Below are 23,602 nucleotides of genomic sequence, written 5' to 3'. Positions count from 1 at the left end.
GGGCGTGCGCTACGGAGACGTCATGTCCTCGCAATACATCTACACCATGAACCGCGTCAGCAAGGTGGTCCCGCCCAAGCGGCAGATCATCAAGGACATCTCGCTGTCGTTCTTCCCGGGCGCCAAGATCGGCCTGCTGGGCCTGAACGGCGCCGGCAAGTCCACCGTGCTCAAGATCATGGCCGGCGTCGATCAGGACTTCGAAGGCGAGGCCCGCCCGCAGCCCGGCATCAAGGTCGGCTATCTGGCGCAGGAGCCGGAACTGAACCCGGAACACAGCGTGCGCCAGGCCGTGGAAGAAGGCGTCGGCGACGTGCTGCAGGCGCAGGCCGCACTGGAAGCGGTGTATGCCGCCTATGCCGAGGAAGGCGCCGACTTCGACGCGCTGGCCAAGGAGCAGGAGCGCCTGGAAGCCATCCTCGCCGCCGGCGACGCGCATACCGTCGAACAGCAGCTGGACGTGGCCGCCGACGCGCTGCGCCTGCCGCCGTGGGACGCGGTGATCGGCAAGCTTTCGGGTGGTGAAAAGCGCCGCGTCGCGCTGTGCCGCCTGCTGTTGCAGAAGCCGGACATGCTGCTGCTCGACGAACCGACCAACCACCTCGACGCCGAATCGGTGGAATGGCTGGAGCAGTTCCTGCACCGCTACACCGGCACCGTGGTGGCGGTCACCCACGACCGCTACTTCCTCGACAACGCCGCCGAGTGGATCCTCGAACTGGACCGCGGCCGCGGCATCCCGTGGAAGGGCAACTACACACAGTGGCTGGAGCAGAAGGACGAGCGCCTGAAGCAGGAAGAGAACCAGGAAAAGGCCCGCCAGAAGGCGATCCAGAAGGAACTGGAGTGGTCGCGGCAGAACGCCAAGGGCGGCCGCTCCAAGGGCAAGGCGCGCCTGGCGCGGCTGGAGGAATTGCAGTCGGTCGATTACCAGAAGCGCAACGAGACCAACGAAATCTTCATCCCGCCGGGCGAGCGCCTGGGCAACTCGGTGATGGAGTTCAAGAACGTCTCCAAGAAGTTCGGCGACCGCCTGCTGATCGACAACCTGTCGATGATCATCCCGCCGGGCGCGATCGTCGGCATCATCGGCCCGAACGGCGCCGGCAAGTCCACGCTGTTCAAGATGATCACCGGGCAGGAGAAGCCGGACTCGGGCGAGATCGTGATCGGGCCGACGGTGCAGCTGTCCTACGTGGACCAGAGCCGCGAGAAGCTGGAAGGCAACCACAACGTGTTCCAGGAAATCTCCGGCGGCCTGGACATCCTCAACATCAACGGCACCGAGATCCAGTCGCGCGCCTACATCGGCCGCTTCAACTTCAAGGGCCAGGACCAGCAGAAGATGGTCGGCTCGCTGTCCGGCGGCGAGCGCGGGCGCCTGCACATGGCCAAGACCCTGTTGCAGGGCGGCAACGTGCTGCTGCTCGACGAACCGTCCAACGACCTCGACATCGAGACCCTGCGCGCGCTGGAAGACGCGTTGCTGGAGTTCCCCGGCAACACCTTCGTCATTTCGCACGACCGCTGGTTCCTGGACCGCATCGCCACCCACATCATCGCCTTCGAGGGCGACTCGCACGTGGAATTCTTCCAGGGCAACTACCGCGAGTACGAAGAGGACAAGAAGCGCCGCCTCGGCGACGACGCCGGTCCCAAGCGCCTGCGCTTCAAGGCGTTGAAGTAAGCAGCAACCGGACGGCCGCAGCGATGCGGCCGTCTGCTTTCTCGAACCCCTCTCAAGCTGCTTCAGCCCCTCTCCCTCCGGGGTGAGAGGGGCAGCTTACGAACCACCGGTTCGTTGCCCCTGGAACGCCCTTGTGTCAGCACAAGGGCCGGGGCGCGAAGCGGGGGTTGGGGTGAGGGGCAATGGAGTCCCGTTGGTTCAACCATCATGGACTCCGTTCGCCCCTCATCCGCCCTTCGGGCACCTTCTCCCGATGGGAGAAGGATTACTTCCCCAGCATCCCAAATTCCCCCATGCTCTTCCTCGACCGCCTGTTCAAGCTCAGCCAGCACGGCACCAACATCCGCACCGAGGTGCTGGCCGGGCTGACCACCTTCCTGACGATGTCCTACATCGTCTTCGTCAACCCGGACATCCTCGGCACCACCGGCATGGACCCGGGCGCGGTGTTCGTCGCCACCTGCCTGGCCGCGGCGATCGGCTCGGCGGTGATGGCGCTGGCGGCGAACTTCCCGGTCGGCATGGCACCGGGCATGGGCCTGAACGCGTTCTTCGCCTTCACCGTGGTCGGCGCCGCCGGGCTGCCGTGGCAACAGGCGCTGGCGGCGGTGTTCATCTCCGGCATCGTGTTCCTGCTGCTCTCGCTCAGCGGCATCCGCGCGTGGCTGGTGGCCGGCATCCCGACCTCGCTGCGCTCGGCGATCGTCGCCGGCATCGGCCTGTTCCTGGCGATCATCGCCTTGCAGAAATCCGGGGTGATCGTCGCCAACGCCGACACGATGGTGGCGCTCGGCAAGCTCGATGCCGCGCCGCCGCTGCTGGCACTGGGCGGTTTCCTGCTGATCGCGGTGCTGGAAGCGCGCAAGGTGCATGGCGCGATCCTGATCGGCATCCTCGCCGTCACCGCCGCCGGCTGGTTGATCGGCGACGTGCGCTACCACGGGCTGGTATCGCTGCCGCCGAGCCTCGCGCCGACCTTCCTGCAGCTGGACCTGCCCGGCCTGCTGCACCACGACGGCGGCGCGCCGCTGGCGGTGCTGCTGCAGGTGGTGCTGGTGTTCGTGCTGGTCGAAGTGTTCGACGCCACCGGCACCCTGTACGGCGTGGTCGGTCGCGCCGGCCTGCTGGACCTGGCCGATGGCAGGAAGCGCTTCGGCCGCGCGCTGCTGGCCGACAGCACCGCAATTGTCTCTGGCTCGCTGCTCGGCACCAGTTCCACCACCGCCTTCGCCGAGAGCGCCTCGGGCGTGCAGGTCGGCGCCCGCACCGGCTTGACCGCGCTGGTGGTCGCCGCACTGTTCCTGGCCGCGCTGCTGTTCTCGCCGCTGGCGGCGATGGTGCCGGCCTACGCCACCGCGCCGGCGCTGCTGTTCGTGGCCGGGCTGATGCTGCGCGAACTGGTCAACGTGGAATGGGGCGACCTGACCGAATCGGTGCCGGCGGCGTTGTGCGCGCTGGCGATGCCGTTCACCTACTCCATCGCCAACGGGCTGGCGTTCGGCTTCATCGCCTATGCCGCGCTGAAGGCGGGCACCGGCCGCTGGCGCGAGGCGCGGCCGGCGCTGTGGCTGGTGGCGGGATTGTTCGTGCTGCGCTTTGCATTGGTGTAAGACACAAGCATCATGGCCGGCACGGCCCCTCCTTCCCATTTCCGTCCGGGAACAGCAAGCATGTCACCGAACCGCGATGATCCAGGCTTGAGTTCACGACAACGGCGCCAGTTGCTGCGTGCGGCCTTGCTGCTGCCGGCGGCAGCGGCAATGGCCACCCTGCCGGGCTGCTCGCCCTCGGAGCGGGTGGATGGCAGCTTCCTGCAACCGTGGCGCGAGCACCTGCAATGGAAAATGGCCGACTGGCAGCGCTCGGTGTCACTGATGCGCCGGATTGGCTGCCGGCAGGTGGTGCTGCAGTGGACCGGCATCCGCGGCGGTGACGACGGCGACTGGGAATTGCCCGACACCAGCCTGCGCATGCTGTTCACCGCCGCCGGCGAAGCGGGCATGACCGTGCGCGTGGGGCTGCCGTTCGAGCAGCGCTGGTGGCAGGCCATCGGCGCCGACGACGCGGCGTTGCAGTCGTTTTTCGACGACAGTCTGGGATACGCGCGGCAATGGCTGGCCCGGGCTCCGTGGCCGCGCCTGCAGGCATTCGGTGGCTGGTATCTGCCCCATGAGCTGGAGCAATACCACTGGGCCACCCCGGCGCGACAACAGCAATTGGCGCAATGGCTGCATGGCCTGCAGCAGGCGGCAGCCGAGCGTGGCGGCGACTGCGCCGTCTCCACGTATTTCAGCCGGTTGCCCACCCAGGGCAGCCTGGTCGCACTGTGGGAATCGTTGTTGGCGCGGGCAAGCCTGCGGCCGATGGTGCAGGATGGCGTCGGCATCGCCGGCATGGACAACCAGCAACCGCTGCAGCCCTTGCTGGAGCTGTTCGCCGCCACGGGCACGCCATTCGACATCATCGTCGAGCTGTTCAGCCAAATCCCCGATCCGGCACGCGACGGCGGCCTCCACTTCCAGGGGGAAAGCGCCGATTTCGAGCGCATCCGCCAACAGTTGCAATGGGCACGCGGCAGCGGCGCGGACCATGTGCTGGTTTACGCAGCGGATCCGTGGCTGTCGCAGGACACGCCACAGGCACGGCTGCTGCGGCGACACTGGGGCATCTAGCCCGTCGATGCCATCGGCCGCTACAGCGCGCGGCCGATGATCTCGCGCAGGATCTCGCTGCTGCCGCCAAAGATGCGCAGCGCACGAGCATCGGCCCACGCGCGGCCGATGCCGTATTCGCTGCTGTAGCCATAGCCGCCATGCAGCTGCAGCAGCGCATCCAGCACCTGTCCCTGGATCTCGGTGGCGTTGAGCTTGGCCATCGCCGCCGTGGTCGCATCCAATTGGCCCTGCATCTGCCGGCCCAGGCACTGGTCGAGGAAGCTGCGCAGCATTGCCAGCCTGGCCGCGGCGTCAGCCAGTACAAAGCGCGTGTTCTGGTGGTCGATGAGGTTGCGGCCGAAGGCCTTGCGCTGGCGCACGTAGGCCGTTGTCTCCTCGAGCATGCCCTCGGCCGAGGCCGCCGCGCGCAGGGCGATGGCCAGTCGTTCGCCCGCCAGTTGCTCGGCCATGTACTCGAAACCGCGCATTTCCTCGCCAACCAGCGATGCGGCAGGCAGCCGCACGTTGTCGAAGAACAGCTCGGAGGTGTCCTGCGCGTGCTGTCCTATCTTGGCCATCGGCGCGCCGCGAGCAACACCGGGCAGGCGCATGTCCACGCAGAACAGCGACAGGCCGCGCGCACCCAGTTCCGGGGCGACGGTGGCCGCAACGATCACCATGTCGGCATTGCAGCCATTGGTGATGAACGTCTTCTGGCCATTGAGCAGGTAATGGTCGTCCTGGCGCTCAGCGCGGGTCCGGATCGCCTTGAGGTCGCTGCCGGCACCCGGTTCGGTCATGGCGATGGCGCCGATCGCCTCGCCCCTCGCCATCGCCGGCAGCCATGCCTCGCACAGCGCTTGGCCGCCGTATTGCATCAGGTATGGCGCGACCATGTCCGAATGGATCGAGAAACCAATGCCGAGGTAGTTGGCACGCGCCAGTTCCTCGATCACGCAGGCGGCATGGCCGTAGTCACCCCCCAGGCCATAGGGCTCGGGCAGTTGGCAGTTGAGCAGGCCCGCATCGCCGGCGGCCCGCCACAGGCTGCGCGGGGTGATGCCCTCGCGCTCCCATTGCGCGTAGTGCGGCGCGATGCGCTCGCCGATGAAGCGGCGCACCTGCTCGCGAAAAAGCATGTGGTCCTCGCGGAAGACGGGGCGCCCGGCCACCTGCTCAACGCCCCACCGCATCGGTGCCACTGAGCTGGCCCTGCAATGCCGGCGCGCCGACGCTGCCGGTCAGGAACAGGCTGTAGTGGTCGCCGGGTTGCAGCGCAGGCAATTCGAACGCCGCGCTGTCCTTGCCACCGCAGCCGGCCACCAACCGTGCCTTGACCGGGTTGATCGCACGCGCGCTGCTCTTGCCCGCGGCCACCGAGGCAAACACCACCGGGCCGTCGGCCGCCATCGCCAACCGCCCCTGTGGGCAACTGGCGGCCAAGTTGTAGAAACGGATCTCGGCCTTGAGCGCATCGCTGCTGCCGCCGCCATCGTCCAGTGCGACCGGCGGCCGTTGCGGGGAGGTGGGGTCCAGCACCAGCGTGGTGAAGCTGCCTGCCGCCACCGGCGGCTGCGCATGCACTCCGCCGGCCACGCGCACGTTGAACGGCTTGCCACCCTCGACGATGGCATAGCGGGTGGCGCGCATGGCCGGGCCGATGCGCTGTTCGGCGCCATTGGCGACGCCAACCGCGAGCGCGCTGCCGCCCGGGTTGACCACCCGCACGAATGCCGAACCCGCCGGTGGGCGCGGCGCGTACAACTGCGCCAGGCGTCCTTCCCCCGCTTGCGGGGCACCTGCGGCCAGCGGGGACAGCGCCGCGGCCAGCACGGCAAGGGCCATCGCGGTCATCTTCATTGCGTTTTCTCCTTGCTGCGGAGCGTGCGTGCCAACTGCTGGTAGCGGTGCTCCAGTTGCTTGCGATCGACCTTGTTGCTGATGGTGGTGGGCAGGGCATCCACTGCGAACAATTCGGACGGGATCATGTAGGGTGGCATGTAGCGCTCGAGCTGTTGTTTCCAATCGTGCAGCGATGCAGGCAGCGATTGCAGTGCACCCGGCCCTGGCTGTGCTGGCTCGACGAAGCCGACCATGCGCACCAGGCTGCCGTCGGGACGGCGCAGCACCACCGTCGCGCCAGCGACCACGCCCTGCAACCGGGACAGGCCCACGTCCACCTCGGCCAGCTCGATGCGGTAGCCATTGAGCTTGATCTGGTCATCCCGGCGGCCGCGGAAATAGAAGCGCCCCTGCGCGTCCACCTCGCCGAGGTCGCCGCTGCGATAGGCGCGCTTGCCGTCATGTTCGAACAGGACGCCCGCGTCCAGGTCCGGGCGTTCCAGGTAGCCGCGCATGACATGGTCACCGGCCATGCATATCTCGCCATCGTCCAGGAACACCTCGGCATAGGGTTTGGCCACGCCGATCGGGAACGGGTTGGGAGCGGCCGCGCGCAAGGCCGGGTCGATTTCCACCCAGGTGGTGGAACAGGTAGCCTCGGTGGGGCCGTAGGAATTGACGATGCGCGCCTGCGGGAAGCGCGCCCACAGTTCTTCGGCCACGCGTGACGTCAATGACTCCGCGCCGAACACGAACACCCGCAGCGCCGGCAGGTACCCGGCGTTGAAGCGCGGGTTGAGCATCTGCTGGCGCACGAACGAAGGCGTGGACGCCCAGACCGCCACGTCCGATTCGCGCAAGTGGTCGATGAAACGTTCGCTGTCGGCAATCACCTCGCGCGGGCACAGCACGCAGCAGCCCCCCGACCCCAGCGCGCCGCACAGGTCGAACAACGAGAAGTCGAAGCTGAAGAGCATCTGATTCATGAACGCCGGCGCCTCTCCCAGCGCCAGGCAATCGCGGATCCAGCCGGTGAACAGCGCCACGCTGTCGCGGCCGATCTGCACCCCCTTGGGGTCGCCGGTGCTGCCGGAGGTGAACATGATGTAGGCCAGGTCCGGCACGGCCAGCGGCCGCGGCGCCGTGGCGCCTGGCAGGAAGGTATCCGCCGCCGCGTCATATACCGCGATGGCGTGCACCAGCTCGGTGATGCGCCGCAACCGCGTCGGCGGGTTGATGGTGTCCACCGGCACGTAGGTCACGCCCATCCGCAGGCAACCGAGCATGGCCACCACGAAGGCGGCCTGCTTGTGCCCGGAGATCGCCAACGCATGGCCGGGCCGCACGCCGGCTGTCGTGGCACGCGCCATCCACCCCTCCGTGGCGCTGCGCAGGCCAGCCCAGTCCAGCGTGCCTTCGGCGGTATGCAGCGCCGGCGCCCGCGGCGCGGCTTCCACGTCGGCGAACCGGCAATTGTCGAAATCGAAACGCATGGCGCGGCTCCGTGCGGGATGGGGGCGGTCAGGGCTTGCGGTGCGTGGCCACGTAGTCGGCCAGTACCTGCACCGACTCGACCAGCGCGTCGATCTCGTCCACCGGCAGGGTCACGCCCAGGCGGTCCTTCACCTCGACCATCAATTGCACCTTGGACATCGAGTCGAACAGCGACTCCATGTACTCGTCGGCCTGCACGCGGGCACCGATCACGGCCTCGACGATTTCGATCAACTGGTTCTGGAGAGCTTGCATGTCCATGGGGCGGTCCACCTTTTGTCAGAACTGGAAATAAAGGAAGCGGGTTTCTTTGTGCAGGTTCAGCAGGCACAGCGCCAGCAGGACCAGCATCGCCAACAGCCACCCGACGTTGGGCTGCCAACGCATCCATGGCCGCGGCGCCGGATCGGGCTTGGCCAGCGAAGCCCCGTACACGCCCATGATCTGGTGCGCGTTGGGAGCCAGCCAGACGATGGCCAGCATCGCCGCGATGTACGCCGCCTGCAGGTGGTGGCCCACCAGCAGCCGCCATCCATCGGCCAGCCCCAGGCCACCCAGGTGGCCGAGGTTCCCCAGGCTTTCCCAACCGCGCACGCCGGCCATGCCCTGCACCAGTTGCCACGCATCGGCCACGCCATCGGCACGGAAGAAGGCCTGTGCCACCAGCACCGCGCCGAAGGTCAGCAGCAGGCAGGCCACGTGCTGCAGGCGCCCGCCGCGCTGCGCCCCCGGCTTACGGCCGTTGCCGAAGATGCGCCAGGCGTGGTTGACGACGAGGTAACCGGCATGCAGCAGGCCGAAGATCAGGAATTGCAGGCCGGCGCCATGCCAGATGCCGGCCAGCCCCATTGCCCATACTGTGGGCAGTACGATCAGCGACGCGAAGCCGTTGGCGGTGGCCACCGCGCCGGGACCATTGGGCAGACCGCCGCGGCTGCGCCAGCGCGACACCGCCATCGCCACCGGGTAGTACAGGTAGGCGGTGATGTAGCGGGTCAGGGTGATGTGCCAGCGTGCCCAGAAGTCGATGATGCTGGTCGCCTTGTACGGTGAGTTGAAATTGAGCGGGAAGCGGATGCCGAACATCCGTGCCAGTCCCAGCGCCATGTCCGAATAACCGGAGAAGTCGAAATACAGTTGCAGTGCATAGCTGGTGGCGGCGGCCCATGCCCCCCAGAACTGCACTTGGCCGGTGGCGGCGAAGCCGGCATCGGCATAGGGCGCGATGCTGTCGGCCAGCAGCACTTTCTTGGCCAGGCCGATGGCGAACAGCATGCCGCCCACCGACAGGTTGTCGGAGTGGAAGCGGTAGCTTTCGCGCTTGCTGAACTGCGGCATCATCTCCTTGTGGTGCAGGATCGGGCCGGCGATCAGGTGCGGGAAGAAGGTCACGAACAGCACGTAGCTGAGCGGACTGCGATCGTTGACGGTGCCGGCGCGGCAGTCGAGCAGGTAGCCGATCTGGGTGAAGGTGAAGAAGGAGATGCCCAGCGGCAGGATCAGCGTGTCCATCGGGCCGATGGCCAGGCCCATGTCGTGGACGAAGTTCACCATCGCCGCGAAATACTTGTAGTGCACCAGCAGCAGCAGGTCGGCGGCCACGCCCAGCGCGGTGGCCAGCAGTTGCAGTCGCGGCCGCCCGGCCAGCGCCAGGATCACCAGGCTGACCAGGTAATTGAAGGCGATCGAGCCGCCCAGCAGCACCACGAACTGCGGGTTCCACCAGCCGTAGAACACGATCGAGGCCACGCACAGCCACAACGCCGCCAGCCGCGGCCGCAGCGCGCCCAGCAGGTAGTGCACGCCGAGCGTGACCGGCAGGAAGATCAGCAGGAACAGGAAGGAGTTGAACAGCATCGTCGGTCGGCGCTCAGTCGATCTCGGCCAGCGTCGCCTGCTCGCCGTCGGTCAACGGCAAGGACAGGGCCATTTCGGAAAATTCCCAGACCACCAGCTTCAGCGAAGGCGGCCATTGCGCGCGCTGCGGCCATGCCGCCAGCAGCGCACCGGAAAACTGGCCGCCGTCCATGCTCTGGTTCCAGACCTCGCGGCCGAGGGCGTTGCCCAAGCGCTCGGCGAACAGGCTGCGGCGACCATTGGAACTGCCCAGCAACAGCACTTCCACCGGCGGCGTGTCGTCGAGCAGGCCGCCGCCGCGGACCGGCACGATCGCCTGCTCCGGCTCCATGTCCAGCGCTGGTCGCCACGCCGGCGGGGCATGCTCCAGCCCGGCCAGCACGATCAGGTCGCCCATGCGCGGCCCGGGCGCACCGATGCCCCCGACGTCGAAGGCCTGCCCGCCCCTGCCGCCCAGCAGCGGCAGGGCCGCGGCCGCCACCGCGTCGGCCGCGCGCTGTGCCCCGACGCCGTTCATGTGCACGTCGGTGCGGAAGAACACCGGCTGCGGCGCACCTTCCAGCGCTTGGCGCAGGTCCACCGAGGGCACCCCGGCCTCGGCCAGCGCATGCTGCCAGGCATCCAGGCGTGCGCGCATCGGCGCCGAATGGCGCAGACCGCAGGTATGCGCCTGCTCGACGCGCGACTTGTCCGGCACCGCCACGACCAGCAATTGCACGCCTTGCGCGCGCAGTTGCGCAGCCCAATGCCGCATCAGTCGCATACGCTGCCCGAATACGTCGCCATGCGCGGCGGGCGAAGGCCGCAGGCCGTCACGGTAGAACAGCCAGCCCGGGCAGCCAAGCGCGACCTGTTCGCCGAGGTCGCCCAGCAGCCGGTAGCGCAGCGCGGCGCCGACCAGGTCGGCCTGCGCCTGCACCGGCAGCTTCAGCGCCTCGTTGATGGCCTTGCCCGCCTGGCCGTCGGCCCATTGCGCCGGCGCCAGCCGCGAGGCCGGCAACTGGGCGCGCGACAGCATCCATGCACCCGAGCACAAGCCCACGACCAGCAACACGACCACCGTTGCCGCGGTAATGCGATGGACCACGGGCGGCACCGGGGGCGGCAAGGGTGCCGGGGCACCGGGACGCGCGTTCATCGGCTCACTGCCCCAGCGCCTTGCGCAGGCGCGCCAACCACTGTTCCGAAGTCATGACCGAGGCGTTGTCCCACAAGCCGCGGGCATCGGGACCTTGCGCATAGGTTGGTCCGAACATTTGCCACACCAGCACCTGCGGCTTGTGCTGGCGGAACTCGCCCGACTCCAAGTATTCGAGCAGGACGATCCAGTGGCCGACGTTGCCCGGCTTCCAGTTCACCGATACCGGCCGGTCGATCAGGTTGGACAGCTTCTGCGGGAAACCGAAGTACGGTTGCACCATGCTGTGGCCAGTGACGTGCACCGGCGCCGGCGCGTCGTCCAGCAGGGATTGCTGCTCGGCCTGGCGGCGCACGGTGAAGGTGTCGCGACCGATGGCCTTGCGTTGCTCCCCGGTAAGGAACAGTTCGGCCAAGTCGCCGAAGCGGCGCTCCCTGATCTCGCTGCCCAGCGGCATGCCGCTGCCGTCCCGGCCGTCCAGGCGCGGCACCTGCTGGCGCACCTGCACGGCGACCTCGCCGGCCACGGCATCGGCCGCGGCCTGGGTCCAGTGCTGGTCGCTGCGGTAGAACACCTCTTGCCCACCCTGCTTGACCCGGCGCAGCACCTGCAGCGCATCGACCGCCGGGATCCCGGCCCCGGCCAGCCCGTCATGGATCAGCGCATAGCGACCGCGCACCGCGTCGCCCAGTTGCCTGCCCTCCGGCAACCGGTCTTCGTAGAACAACGCCTTGTCCGGCAGCACCAGCACCTCCAGCCGTACCCCGACGGCGGCCAGCGCCTGCCGTGCCTGCACCACCAGCCGGGTGTTGCGGTCGATCGCCGCGGCATCGACCTCGGTCAGGCTGCCCCATGCCGGGAACAGCCAGCCGTCCTTGCCGACCAGCACGATCGATGAATCCTGGGCGGCGGCCGGCGCGGGGGCCGCCTGGGCAAGCACAGGCGCGGGAACATGGCAGGCGAGAGCGCACAGCCCGGCCAGCAGCAACGGCCGGAGCCACTCGGAACGGCGCTCTGTACGGGCGTCGGTCATCGGCGATTCCTCATTCGTGGTCAGTAGTACAGGGTGGCGGTAGCGAACAGGCCCTTGGCGCGCTGGTCGTCGCCGCCCCCGAGGGCGAAGCGGTATTGCAGGTTGAAATCCAGGTAGGAGCGCGCGGCGTTGTAGTGGTCCTCGCGGAACCAGTAGCGCACGCCGACGCCCGGGCCGGCGCCCAGCGACCAACTGCGGCGGGTATCGGACAGGGCGAAGGACTGCCGTTGCATCGACGGGTACTCGATGCCGCGCACGCGCGAACGTTGGTCGATCCAGTCGGCGCCGACCGCCAGCGAGGTGGTCAGGACCCAGCGGGTCTGGTCGCCGCCGGGGCGGAAGCTGCGGCCGACGCGCAGCTCGGCGGCGGCGAACAACTGCTCGCGGTGCAGGCGGCCTTCCGACTCGAGCAGGCGCTCGGCCGGCGCACCATTGCCGTCGAGCCGGTCGATGCTGAAGCGCGCGCGATTGTCGTCCCAGCTGTAACCGGCCTGGGCGTAGCCACTGACCGTCCACCACTGGCGCACATCGGTACGCACTCCGGTACCGTGGTAGAAGCCGTAGGTCAGGTAGGACATCCAGCCACCGGCGTCGCTGCCCAGCCGGTAGCGCGCCAGCAGGTTGGCTTGCAGTGGTTGGCTGGATTCCCGCTGGATCCGGCACTGCATATCCGCCGACCCGGGATAGACCCCGCCCTGCCGGGTGGCGCTGCCGAGGAACTGGCGGCGCTCGATGCCGGCACTGATGCCGGTGCGGCCGAAGGCGTAGCGCACGCCGAGCGAGCCGACCGTGGACGGCCATCCGGCGATCGAGCGCGAATGGCCCAGGCGTTCGGCGCGGTTACGGGCATCGGACGTGGCCTCGCCGGTGCACGGGTCCACCGCCAGCAACGATTCGTACAACCCTCCCTCGTCGTACAGGGTACCGGCCAACCGTGCGTAGGCCTCCAGCGTGCCGTGGCGGTTGTTCAACGCCTGCGGCCGCCAGAATGCCTCCAGGGTGCCGAACACCGAATCGCCCGGCGTACTGATGGCCGCTCCACCCAGGCTCGTGGCGGCCTGGCGTGCGCCGCGGAAACCGGCCGAAGTGATCACGCCCCACTCGCGCGAGAGGTTGGCGATGGAACTGCGCGTGTTGTAGCGCTGCGCCTTGTCCAGCGGCAGCGTGCCCAGGTCGGCGCTGTCGATGGCGCCACGCAGCAGGGTCACTGCCTGGGGGCTGTCGCCGGTGGCCGCGTGGGCATAGGCCTGGTCGAGCACCACCGTGGGCGGGGCCTTGCCGGTGGCCTCGGCGGCACGGAAGTCGGCCAGCGCCCGCTCGGGTTCGCCGGCACGCTGGTGCAGGTAGCCACGCTGCATCAGCAGGGCGGTATCATCCGGCCGCGCCGCCAGTGCCGCGTCCAGGCGCTGCCGTGCCTGTATCTGCTGCTCGCGGTCGCCGGCCGCCAGCACAGTGGTCAGCAGGCCCTCCAGCGTCGCATTGCCCGGGGTTTCCTCCACCGCTTGGCGCGCCTGCCGGATTGCCTCCTGGTAATCCTGGCGCCCATAAGCGGCATAGGCGCGCTGGGCGGGGCCGCCATCGCCCTGCAGGTCAGCCGGCATCAATTCGCACTGGGTGCCGTAGGGCGTGTCGCGGCACTGCTGGAACGGCGCCGGGTATGACGCCAAGGTCAATGGCTCATCGTTCCGCACGGCGCGCAACGCCTTCTCGCGGCGTGCCACCGCCTCGCCAAGGAGCTTGCGCGCCTCCTCGTCTTCGTCCACCGCCTGCGTGGCGTCCCGCAAGGACGCAAGCAACCGCACGGCGCGCGTGCGGTCACCCGCGGCGAGCGCGGCATCCACTGCCAGCAGGCGCACGTTGCGCTGTTGCTGGGCATCCAGCCAGTCATGCAGCAGGGCGGCGTCGAAGTCGGCATTGGCTTGCGCGGTGCGGGACTGCCGCTGCCGCAGGTAGCCGCGCATGACCAGGGCCACGGTGTCCTCGTCGTCGTTCTCTAGCGCCTGGGTGGCGGCGGCCTCTGCCTCGACCAGACGGCCATCGAGCATCAACGCAGTGATCAGCAGCAGACGGTGCGAGGCGACGTCCGGGGCGCGTTCCACCGCCTGCTGCGCGAACTCGACTGACGCTTTGAAATCCTGCGCGATCAGCGCCTGGTAGCCATCCTGTGCCGGCTTCACCGCACGCTGCCGGCCCAGCGCCACACGCTTGGCCTGCAGGTCGACCACGTTCGGTGCCCCCAGCCGCAGCGCAGTCGCCACCGCGGCGTCGGCCTCCTCCAGTCGTTGCCCGGCCTCCAGCGCGGCGATCCACAGCATCGCCCAGGCGCCCTGTTGCGGCTGCTGCCGGAACGCCTGCTCGGCCTTGGCTGCGGCCTCGGCCATGCGGTCGTTGTTGTAGGCATCGTAGGCGTCGGTCGCCACTGCAAAAGCTCGCTGGTACGCCTGTTCGGCCGCATCCGGGCGAACATCGTGGGCGGCGACGGCCGGCGCTGCAGCCAGGGCAGGCAGCGCCGGATCGTCCAGGCCATCCCGCAGCGCGCGGCGCGCCTGCGCGCGCGCCTCGTCGGCCCGTCCCAGCTTCTGCAGGGCATATATCTGCAGCAGCCGCAGCCGTACCACGTCCGGGCGCAACCGCGCCGCTTCCGCCGCCTGCCGGTAGGCGGTGGCATGGTCGCCGCGGTCGTAGGCGGCGAAGGCCTGCTCCGCCATGCGATAGGCCGCGCCGGACAGCGGCAACGGTTCCTGTGCCTGCACCGGCAACGCGACGCCGGTCAGGGCGATGGCCATGACGCTGGAAAGCAACGTGGTCTTCATGCCTGTTCCGTTTCTGCCCGGGTCGACTGCAGACGCGCCGAACGCAGCCGCTGTTCCTCCATTGCCCGCGCCACCGCCTGCTCGGTGGCCACGCCCTTGCGCACCAGGTAGTCACCGATGCGGCCGTCGCGCTGCGGGCGGTAGTCGCTCAGCACCATCTCGAAGCGGTCATGGTCGATCAGCTTCATTTCCACCAGCAGGTCGCCGAGCAGTGGCACGCTGTCGATGCGCCAGTTGTCGCCGTTGATCAGGCGCAGCCCGGCGTTGATCTCGCTTTCGCGGGCCACTTCCTGCTCGACCCGGGTGGCGCCGGCCAGTTGCCGCAGCTGCTCCAGCGTGGCCTCGGCCAGCGGGTTGGCCACGGCCACGCGCAATACGTCCGTGGTTTCGGTCGGCAGCGGCAGCAGGCGCCAGTGCACGCAGTTCTCGACCGGCAGCGGGAATTGCCCCTGCCGCAGGTAGTCCACGTCGATGCTGGCGCGGTGCAGGTCACCCTGGAAGGCAATGGCCTCGGCCAGGGTCTCGTCGTCCAGCCAGCCCTGCGATACGAGGATCCGCCCCAGCGGCTGCTGGCGCCCGCCTTCCTGTTGCTGCAGGGCCTGCTCCACGCGCTCGGGGGCAATGGCCTGCCAGGTGGTGAGCAGTTCGCCCAGGCGCTTGCGCGTATGCACCAGCTGCGACGCCGACGGGAAGTCGTGCATGGTCTTGTCCCACACCATGCGCTTGCCGAACAGCAGGTACAGCAGGAACACGCGCCACGCGCGGGCGGCGGCCATGAAGTTGACCACGTTGCCGACCACCATCCGCGGGATCGACATCAACGCGTGTTCCCAGCCGTACAGCCGGTTGACGAAGTAGAAGCGCTGCACCACCCGCATCGCCAGCGCGGCGGTGGTGAACAGGGCGATGTTCATCTGCCAGGTGCCGGCCTGGAAGATGGTCGGGAACTGCAGGCTCCACAGCCCGGCCGCGCGCAGCGCCCAGAACAGCAGCAACTGCAGGAAGATCACGTAGGCGACGATGCTGACGAACGAGGTGACGATGCCCTTGCGGTCGCGCGCCAGCAGGTACTTGGTCGCCAGCGAGCCGCGCCAGCCCAGCGTCTCCCAGCTCTGCAGGCCGATGCCCAGCACCCAGCGCGCCTTCTGCCGGTAGGAGGCGCGGAAGTTGTCGGGGAAATACTCGCGCACGCACAACGCCATGCTCACCGTGCGCTCGCGCACCGGGCCCCAGCCGAACCACGACGGCCGCCGCACGCGGAACTGCACCGGGAAGCGGGCGAAGATCGACTGCATGCCCATCGCCGCCAGGCGCGCGCCGACGTCGTAGTCCTCGGTCAGGCTCTCGGTGTTGAACGGCTGGTTGCCGGTCTGCTCGCTCAGCGCCAGCAGCGCCCGCCGCGAGAAGCAGGTGCCCACGCCGGCCGACGGCACCATGCCGGACACGCTCTCGCGCACCACCAGGTCCTTGGCGTGCCATTCGGCGAACTCGTCCATGTAGACGCCGGCCACCAGTTCGTACCACTCGCGGTCCAGCGAGGTTACCGGCAGCTGGATCATGTCCTTGCGCGGCAGCAGGTAGTTGAAGAACTTCAGCTCCATCGGGTGCAGCACGTCCTCGCTGTCGTGCAGGATCACGCCGGCGAACTCGACGCCGTTGCGCCGCTCGTACTCGAAGATCGCCAGCACCAGCCAGTTCAGGCAGTCGGCCTTGCTGGTCGGGCCGGCGTGCGGCACCTGCACCCGTTGCAGGCGGCGGTAGCGCCGCTGCATGCGCTCCACCTCGGCGATGGTCTGCGCGTCGTTGGGGTAGGTGCCGACGAAGACCACGTACTCGTGGTAATCGAGCACGTCGATCATGTTCTCGACCATCTGCGCGATGACGTCGTATTCCATCCACGCCGGCACCATGATCGCCAGCGGCTGCTCCGGCCGCTGCAACAGGTCCTGCTGGGTCAGCGGCCGGTAGCCCGCGCGCTTCTTCAGCGTCAGCGTGCGCCAGCTTTCGCGGACCCAGTACCAGGCGTCGATGAACAGGTCATCGAGGCTGGAGATCAGGATCAGCACGGCAACCACCACCGCCACCGATTCGAGGGCGGCGTAGTAGTTGCCCAGCCAGACGTTCCAGAACAGGCTGCTCACCGCCGGTCAATGCCCCTGGCTGGCGGCGGCGCGGCGACGGCGCACCTGGGCCACGCGCGCGGCCAGCAGCATGAACACGACCACGCCGACCAGCAGCAGCAGCCACACCATGTGCTGGCGCCACCACGGCTGCGGGTCGCCTTCGGCGGCCATGCGCGCGCCGTAGGGGTCCTGGCTGTCGAAGTCGCTGACCCGGCCGCTGCCGTCCAGCACCGCCAGGTCGCCGCGCAGCAGCCGGAACGGCTCGTCCAGCGACGGCGCGCTGCTGCCCAGGGTGTTGTAGAGCACGCCGGTGTGGCCGCCGGCCGACACCACCTGCACCACGGCGGCATGGTCCAGCCCGGCCAGGTCCAGCAGCGGCTGCGGCTTGCCGGCCACCACCAGGTGGCCGCCGTCCAGCGCCGCCGGGGTGACGCCCGACGGCGCCAACGCGAATGCCACGTACGGGTGTTCCGGCTTGATCGCCGCGCCGGCCTCGGCCACCTGCATGCGCGCCGCTTGCGGCGAGACGCCGGTGGCACTGGCGATGGCGATCACCGTGGACAGCGACGCCGGCGCCTGCTGCAACCAATCCTTGGGCACGAACACGTCGTTCGTGTGCGCCAGCCGGCTGGCGGCGGCGACGAAGCTGTTCCCCAGGTCGCGCTTGGCCAGCTTGAGGTGGCTGCTGGGCAGGATCGACACCGGGAAGGCCGTGGCCGGGTCATGGCAATACGGGCGCGCGGGTTGGCGCAGGAAGCTCACCCGCACTTCGTTGCGGGCCGCCAGCACGTAGGCGGGCACCCGCGCGACCAGCCGCTGCGGCTTGCCGTCGGTGTTCAGGACCCGCGCGCCGAGCAGGAAATCGTTGAAGTAGATCGTCGCCACCGCGCCCTGCCCGGCCGCGTTCGGCGCCGCCGACACGTCGATCACCACCTGCTCGGGCAGGCGCCCGTCGGCCGACAGCGCACCCAGCTCGAAGGTGGCGGTGCGGTCGCCGCGCGCGATGATTTCCAGCGTGCCGGCCATGCTGCCGCCCAGGCGGCTGAGCAGAACGCTGTCCTCGCTCACCGGCGGCGTATTGGCCTGCTCGACCTGCAGCGAGCGGCCCAAGGCATAACTGCGCCACTGCTCGCCCAGCAGGCCGGCCACTTCGGCGCCGGCGGCGGGATTGACCAGCAGGGTCGGCCGGCCGGCGACCGGGGCCACGCCCACCGAACTCTCGCCCGTGCCTTTCTCCAGCGACGACATGGATGCCGCGCGCCAGGCGGCGAAGGCATCGCTATCGGCAGAGGCAATCTGGGCGGCCAGCGCATCCAGCGCCGCGCGGACGGCCGCGCGCAGCGGCTCGCTGTCGATCACCACGTCCGCGGCCAGCGGGCCGTCGCCATGCAGGGACAGCAGCGCGCCCACTTCGGCCAGGTCGGCGATGCGATGGTCGCGGCCGCCGCTGGCCAGTGCCGCATAGGCGGGAATGCCGCGCAGGCTGGCCGGGACCGCCACGCCGCCCAGGTCGACGCTGCCACCGACCACCGGCATCGCCACCACGTCCACGCGCTTGCCGCCATTGCGCAGCGCGGTGCCGATGCGCCAAGCGGCATCGTAGACCGGCGCCTGCAGCGCCTTGCCATCCACCAGCAGGCGCACGCGCGGCGGCAGTGCGCCCCACGCCTTGGCCACGGTGTCCACCGCACGGCTGTCGAAGCGGTAGCTGAAGCGCGAATCCGGCGACAGCCGCAGCACGTTGGCCGGCGCACTCTGGTCGGCGCAACGGTAGTCGGACACCACCGACCACCAGCCCACGCCGACGCGCACGAAACCGTTGTCGCGCGGCAGGCCGTCGATGCCCAGCAACTGGCTGGCGTCGCCCTGCGCATCGGTGATCGAGCGCGCGGCGACCGGGTCGCCGTCCACCGACCACAGCCCCGAGGTGCGCCCGGTGTGGCCGCGCACGTAGCGGCCATCCAGCTGCAGCTGCGCCCCGCGGGTCGGCACCCCGACCGGCACCGGCAGGTAGATCTCGCGCTTGTCCTCCTGCCCGCTGAGCGTCAGCGGCTGGCGGAAACCGAGGTCGCGCAGCGTCATCTGCCGGGTCACGACGTTGTCGCCGGCCCATTCGCCGAACTGCGCCGCGGCCGTGTCGGCGGCGCGGGCCGGCGAAGCGGCAACCAGCAGCGAGGCGGTGGCAAGGGAGAGGAGGAAATGTCGGCCGGTCTGGGTCATGGCGTCACTTCATGCAGGGAAAGGGATGGCGGCAACGCGGGATGCGGGCCGGAACTCGGTGAACGGCTGCTCGAGCAGGGCAGCGACGATGCGGTCGCTGGCGTGGCCGTCGCCATAGGGGCTGGCGCCGGGATCGAACCCGGTGGCGGGCGGCGGCGCGGAAATCGCGTCGATCACCGCGTCGATCACCGCGGCGACGATGCGCGCGGATTCGGTGCCGACCAGCCGCACCACGCCGGCCTCCACGGCCTCCGGGCGCTCGGTGACGTCGCGCATCACCAGCACCGGCTTGCCTAGTGCCGGCGCCTCTTCCTGCACGCCGCCGGAGTCGGTGAGGATCACGTCGGCGCGCTGCATCAGGCGCACGAAGCTCAGGTAGTCCTGCGGCGGCACCAGGTGCACGTTGCGCAGGCCGCCCAGGTGCGCGTTGACCGGCCCCTGCACGTTGGGATTGAGGTGCACCGGGTAGACGACCTGCAGGTCGTCACGCGCCGCCAGCTCGGCCAGCGCGCGGCAGATGTTCTCGAAGCCGCTGCCGAAGCTCTCGCGGCGGTGGCCGGTCACCAGCAGCAGGCGGCGCCGCGGGTCGAGCATGCCGAACGGCGCATCCACCGCAGCGCGCAGCGCGCCGTCGCCATCCAGCCGCGCCACGGTCTGCCGCAGGGCGTCGATGACGGTGTTGCCGGTGACGACGATGCGGCCGCCGAGGTGCTCGCGCTCCAGGTTCGCGCGCGAGCTGGCGGTGGGCGCGAACAGCCAGTCGGAAACCACGTCGATCACCCGGCGGTTCATTTCCTCCGGCCAGGGGCGCTGCACGTCGCCGGTACGCAGGCCGGCCTCGACGTGACCGACCGGGATGCGGCGGTGGAAGGCCGCCACCGCCGCGGTCATCGCGGTGGTGGTGTCGCCATGCACCAGCACGCGGTCCGGCTTCACCTGTCCGTAGAGCGCGTCCAGCCGTTCGAACAAGCGCGAGCACAGCCCGTTGAGGGTCTGGTTGGCGACCATGACGTCGAGGTCATGCGCCGGGACGATGCCGAACAGCGACATCACCTGGTCCAGCATCGCCCGGTGCTGGCCCGTGGTGCAGACGATCGATTCGATGTGTTGCGCTTCCCCGAGCGCCCGGACCAGCGGCCCCATCTTGATTGCTTCCGGACGGGTGCCAAAAACGGAAAGAACCTTCACCAACGATGCTCCGTGCGGAATAATTGTGATGTCCGTCACGCAAATTCTAGGGCAAGTGCTTCGCCTGCGCCAGTAGGCCATACGGCCAGCCCGCTTCTGGTGATAGTGACGCGATCCGTCACTTGCCGTCGGTCCGCAATCGCATGCGGGCGCAACCATCTCCCTTCAGGGTGGCAATGCGCGGATGACGGCGCGGCCACGCGCATGCATGAACGCCCCTTCTCCGGGAAGGGAGTGACGATGCTAGGGCGCCACCGTAAGAGACCGCCGGCGCGCGCGCGGATCGATGTTCCCCACCCGCTTCACCTGGCATCGTCCAGGCCGAACACCTGTCGCAGGTAGGCCAGGTAGCCAAGGTCGTCGCACATGCTCTTGCCCGGCGAGTCGGACAACTTCGCCACCGGCTGGCCGTTGCAGCGGACCATCTTGATGACGATGTTCAGCGGCGTGGGGCCGAGGTCGTTGGTGAGGTTGGTGCCGATGCCGAAGGCCACCTGGCAGCGGCCACGGAAGTAGTCGTACAGCCGCATCACCTTGTCGATGTCCAGGCCGTCGCTGAACACCAGGATCTTGCTGGCCGGGTCGGTACGGTTGGCCCTGAAGTGCGCCAGCATGCGGTCGCCCCACGCGAACGGGTCGCCGGAGTCGTGGCGCACGCCATCGAACAACTTGCAGAAATACATGTCGAAGTCGCGCAGGAAGGCCTCCAGCCCGACCACGTCGGACAGCGCGATGCCGAGGTCGCCGCGGTATTCGCGCGCCCATGCCTCCAGCGCCGCCACCTGCGAATCGCGCAGGCGCGGGCCCAGCGCCTGGAAGGCCTGCAGGTATTCGTGCGCCATCGTGCCGTGCGGGGTCATGTCGTACAGCCGCGCGAAGTGCACGTTGCTGGTGCCGACGAACTGCGCACCGAGCGCATCGCGCAGCAGCGGCAGCATGTGCCCGTGCCAGTGGCGCGAATAGCGGCGGCGGCTGCCATAGTCGGCGATGCGGCAACTCTCGAAACCGGGCGTGTCGCGCAGCAGCGTAGCCTTGGCCTGCAGGCGGCGCTCGCCCTCGGCGAAATCCGGCTCGCTGGTGTTGCGGAACCAGACCTCGTTGATGATCGCCAGCAGCGGCACCTCGAACGGGATGGTGTGCAGCCACGGCCCGCTGATGTCCAGTTCGATCTCGCCGGGCACGCTGGCCGACGGGCGCAGGTCGATGTACTTGCGGTCCAGGTGGAACAGGCCGAGGAAATCGACGAAGTCCGGCTTCAGGTAGCGCAGGCCGCGCATGTAGTCCAGTTCCTCGACCGTGAAACGCAGGCTGCACAGGTGGTCGATCTCGGCGCTGATCTGGTCGATGAAGCGCGCCAAGTCGATGCCCGGCGTGCGGCACTTGAACCGGTACTGGACGATGGCGCCGGGGTGCTGGTGCAGCACCGCCTGCATCATCGTGAACTTGTAGAGGTCGGTGTCGAGCAGGGACTGGATGATCATGGCGGCATTATGCGCCGCTGCCCTGCACTCGCAGGTCGGGGCTACGTCCCCGACGCTTTCGGGCATGGTGCGTCGGGGACGTAGCCCCGACCTACCTTCGCAGCAGCAGCCGCGGCAGCTGCGCCGCCGCATGCGCCCAGATCACGCACCACACCGCCACCCGCACCGGCAGGCTGCGCCGCGGCGCCTCGAACTTGCCGAAGTAGCGCCACAGCCCGCGGTGCTTGTGCCATTCGACGAAGAACGGCCGCGCGCGGCTGGACACGCCGCGCACGTGCAGCACCTTCAGATCGTTGGCGATGGCGACCGTGGCCCCCGCCGCGCGCGCGCGCCGGCACAGGTCCAGGTCCTCGGCATGCAGCCGGTAGCCGGCGTCCCAGCCGCCGAGGCGGTCGAACAACGTGCGCGGCATCAGCAGCAACGCGCCGGACAGGGCCGGCACCACCTGCAATGGCTGCGCCGGATCGGCAGCCAGCGCCAGCCGCGAACCGGCAGCCGGGCTGCGCAGCATCGCCGAGAAATCCGGGTCGCGGCGGCGCACCGCGGCATCGGCCCGGCCCTGTTCGTCCACCTGCTCGACGCCGAGCAGGCATGCTCCCAACGGCTGGCCGAGGTCGCGCAGCCGCGCCAGCGTGTCCGGCTCGACCATCAGGTCCGGGTTGACGAAGACCAGCCACGGCGCGTCGCAGTCGTGCGCGCCCTGGTTGCAGGCGGTGGCGAAGCCGGGGTTGTCGGGATTGGCGATGAAACGCACCCGCGCGTCGGCCAGCGCATGGCGCTGGGCGATGGCCAGCGAACCGTCGCACGAGGCGTTGTCCACCACGCGGATCTGCGCCACGCCATCCGCGGCGCGCAACCGTTGCAGGCATTCGTCCAGCGTGCCTTCGCTCTGGTAGCTGACCACGACGGCGGCAATCGCAGCGCTCATGGCTGCTCCTGCCCCGGCGTGGTGCCGGCATCGAACAGGTCGCGCTGCGGCTCCGGCAACGGCGCCTGCGCGTATGCCTGCTGCAGTTGCAGACGGTGCGCATGCAGCGGGTCGTCCATCAGGAATTCCGCCAGCCGCGCCGTCCAGGTCGGCCAGCGGTTGGCCAGCAGTTCCATGTCGCCCTCGGCGGGCCGGCCCTCGTCGCGGCGGCCGACGAAGGCGTCGTCGCACAACACGTTGCGCCAGCCCAGCCCGCTCATGCGCAGGCTCAGGTCTACCAGCGCCGCGTACCACGAGCCATAGCTGTGCGTGTCCAGGCCACCGGCGCGGGCACGCGCGCTGCCGCGGATCAGCACCGCGTGGGTGATGGCCGAGGGCAGTTCCGGATGCAGCAGCGGCATCGTCGCGCAGGCGTGCGCCAACCGCTCGATGTCGGCCGGCAACGGATTCAGTTCGCCGGCGCGCGGCCACGCCACGGTTTCGCCGGCGTTGCTCCACGGCGTGGCGGTGGCGATGGAGGCATCGCGCGCCAGGCAGTCGGCCAGTTGCTGCAGCCAGCCGGGCAGCGGCAGCGCGTCGGGCGCCAGCACCGCCACGTCGGCGTCGCCGCAAGCCCGCAGCATCTCTTCCAGATGCGCCGATTCGCCGATGGCGCGTGGGCGCCGGGTGTATTCGGCCTGCAGGCGGGTATGCGCCAGCCAGTGCTCGATCACCGCCTGCACGCGCGGGCCGCCCTGCGCATCGTCGGCCAGCCAGATCGGCGTACCCGCCGGGGTGGTGGTTTCCAGCGCGGCGAGGCAGGCATCGAGCGCGGCGTCGTCGACGCCCACCGGCAACAGGATCACCGGCAGGGTCATGCGCGGCACCGGCGCTGGGGAGCATGGCGTGCGATGGAAGATGCGCTGTTGGTCACGACCCTGCTGGCCCGGTTGCTGACCTGCCGAACTCTAGCAGTTCGTGGTTGCGAACATGGCTGGGGCCGAGTGCGGTTTGCGCGGCGGGCATGGCCGGTGCAGTCGAGTGCGGTGAGCACCAACCGTGGGTCAGCACCATTGGTCAATTCCATCGAAATTGCCCGGTGCGTTGTGCTGCTCGGGAATGTTTGGTGGGTCAAGACCCACCCTACGCGGCCGGCATGGGGTGG

General features: G+C 69.1%; 17 protein-coding genes. 3 read left to right on the top strand and 14 right to left on the bottom strand.

Annotated features, from left to right (window positions below):
- Nucleotides 1–22: 22 nt before the first annotated feature.
- From ettA to MIC98_RS05145, 3 genes are all read left to right on the top strand, one after another.
- Nucleotides 23–1,687 (top strand): energy-dependent translational throttle protein EttA, encoded by a 1,665-nt coding sequence (ettA, locus tag MIC98_RS05155; protein ID WP_057639782.1) that lies wholly within the window; start codon nucleotides 23–25, stop codon nucleotides 1,685–1,687.
- A gap of 293 nt (nucleotides 1,688–1,980) precedes the next feature.
- The gene (locus tag MIC98_RS05150; protein ID WP_239736282.1) at nucleotides 1,981–3,297 is read left to right on the top strand and encodes an NCS2 family permease; all 1,317 of its coding nucleotides are present in this window, start codon (nucleotides 1,981–1,983) and stop codon (nucleotides 3,295–3,297) included.
- Between the two features lie 60 nt (nucleotides 3,298–3,357).
- Nucleotides 3,358–4,359: a DUF4434 domain-containing protein gene (locus MIC98_RS05145; protein WP_239736280.1), complete on the top strand. Its 1,002-nt coding sequence runs from the start codon at nucleotides 3,358–3,360 to the stop codon at nucleotides 4,357–4,359.
- A gap of 20 nt (nucleotides 4,360–4,379) precedes the next feature.
- Here the strand turns inward: MIC98_RS05145 and MIC98_RS05140 are convergent, their stop codons facing one another.
- The 14 genes from MIC98_RS05140 to MIC98_RS05075 all read right to left on the bottom strand — a co-directional run bounded on the left by MIC98_RS05140 (nucleotide 4,380) and on the right by MIC98_RS05075 (nucleotide 23,315).
- The gene (locus MIC98_RS05140) at nucleotides 4,380–5,480 is read right to left on the bottom strand and encodes an acyl-CoA dehydrogenase family protein (protein WP_239736278.1); all 1,101 of its coding nucleotides are present in this window, start codon (nucleotides 5,478–5,480) and stop codon (nucleotides 4,380–4,382) included.
- Nucleotides 5,481–5,517: 37 nt separating this feature from the next.
- Nucleotides 5,518–6,201, bottom strand: a complete 684-nt coding sequence (locus tag MIC98_RS05135; protein ID WP_239736276.1) for an alginate O-acetyltransferase AlgF — start codon at nucleotides 6,199–6,201, stop codon at nucleotides 5,518–5,520.
- Complete coding sequence (locus MIC98_RS05130; RefSeq protein ID WP_239736274.1) at nucleotides 6,198–7,676, bottom strand: AMP-binding protein; 1,479 nt, start codon at nucleotides 7,674–7,676, stop codon at nucleotides 6,198–6,200. The genes MIC98_RS05135 and MIC98_RS05130 overlap by 4 nt, the downstream gene beginning before the upstream one ends.
- Nucleotides 7,677–7,704: 28 nt before the next feature.
- A complete protein-coding gene (locus MIC98_RS05125) occupies nucleotides 7,705–7,938 on the bottom strand; it encodes a phosphopantetheine-binding protein (RefSeq protein WP_239736271.1) in 234 nt (77 codons plus the stop codon).
- A gap of 18 nt (nucleotides 7,939–7,956) precedes the next feature.
- Nucleotides 7,957–9,534 carry an MBOAT family O-acyltransferase gene (locus MIC98_RS05120; RefSeq protein ID WP_239736268.1) on the bottom strand — a complete coding sequence of 526 codons (1,578 nt, stop codon included), beginning with the start codon at nucleotides 9,532–9,534 and terminating at the stop codon, nucleotides 7,957–7,959.
- A 13-nt stretch (nucleotides 9,535–9,547) separates the two neighbouring features.
- The gene (locus MIC98_RS05115; RefSeq protein WP_239736266.1) at nucleotides 9,548–10,621 is read right to left on the bottom strand and encodes a cell division protein FtsQ; all 1,074 of its coding nucleotides are present in this window, start codon (nucleotides 10,619–10,621) and stop codon (nucleotides 9,548–9,550) included.
- A gap of 55 nt (nucleotides 10,622–10,676) precedes the next feature.
- Nucleotides 10,677–11,705 carry a twin-arginine translocation pathway signal gene (locus MIC98_RS05110; protein ID WP_239736264.1) on the bottom strand — a complete coding sequence of 343 codons (1,029 nt, stop codon included), beginning with the start codon at nucleotides 11,703–11,705 and terminating at the stop codon, nucleotides 10,677–10,679.
- Nucleotides 11,706–11,725: 20 nt separating this feature from the next.
- Nucleotides 11,726–14,518 (bottom strand): hypothetical protein, encoded by a 2,793-nt coding sequence (locus MIC98_RS05105; RefSeq protein WP_239736262.1) that lies wholly within the window; start codon nucleotides 14,516–14,518, stop codon nucleotides 11,726–11,728.
- Complete coding sequence (locus MIC98_RS05100) at nucleotides 14,515–16,659, bottom strand: glycosyl transferase family protein (protein WP_239736260.1); 2,145 nt, start codon at nucleotides 16,657–16,659, stop codon at nucleotides 14,515–14,517. Before MIC98_RS05100 ends, MIC98_RS05105 begins: the two co-directional genes overlap by 4 nt.
- Before the next feature lie 6 nt (nucleotides 16,660–16,665).
- Nucleotides 16,666–18,861, bottom strand: a complete 2,196-nt coding sequence (locus MIC98_RS05095; RefSeq protein ID WP_239736258.1) for a cellulose biosynthesis cyclic di-GMP-binding regulatory protein BcsB — start codon at nucleotides 18,859–18,861, stop codon at nucleotides 16,666–16,668.
- Between the two features lie 9 nt (nucleotides 18,862–18,870).
- Complete coding sequence (gene wecB / locus MIC98_RS05090) at nucleotides 18,871–20,049, bottom strand: UDP-N-acetylglucosamine 2-epimerase (non-hydrolyzing) (protein WP_239736255.1); 1,179 nt, start codon at nucleotides 20,047–20,049, stop codon at nucleotides 18,871–18,873.
- A gap of 302 nt (nucleotides 20,050–20,351) precedes the next feature.
- The gene (pncB, locus tag MIC98_RS05085; RefSeq protein ID WP_239736253.1) at nucleotides 20,352–21,530 is read right to left on the bottom strand and encodes a nicotinate phosphoribosyltransferase; all 1,179 of its coding nucleotides are present in this window, start codon (nucleotides 21,528–21,530) and stop codon (nucleotides 20,352–20,354) included.
- A gap of 91 nt (nucleotides 21,531–21,621) precedes the next feature.
- Entirely contained in the window at nucleotides 21,622–22,458 is an 837-nt protein-coding gene (locus MIC98_RS05080; protein ID WP_239736251.1) for a glycosyltransferase family 2 protein, read from the bottom strand.
- Entirely contained in the window at nucleotides 22,455–23,315 is an 861-nt protein-coding gene (locus tag MIC98_RS05075) for a glycosyltransferase (protein ID WP_239736248.1), read from the bottom strand. Before MIC98_RS05075 ends, MIC98_RS05080 begins: the two co-directional genes overlap by 4 nt.
- Nucleotides 23,316–23,602 lie beyond the last annotated feature (287 nt).

Source organism: Stenotrophomonas sp. NLF4-10 (assembly GCF_022359915.1).
GTDB classification, from domain to species: domain Bacteria; phylum Pseudomonadota; class Gammaproteobacteria; order Xanthomonadales; family Xanthomonadaceae; genus Stenotrophomonas; species Stenotrophomonas daejeonensis.
Note: the sequence above shows the minus strand (reverse complement) of the source record. Positions and strands in the feature narration are given on the sequence as shown.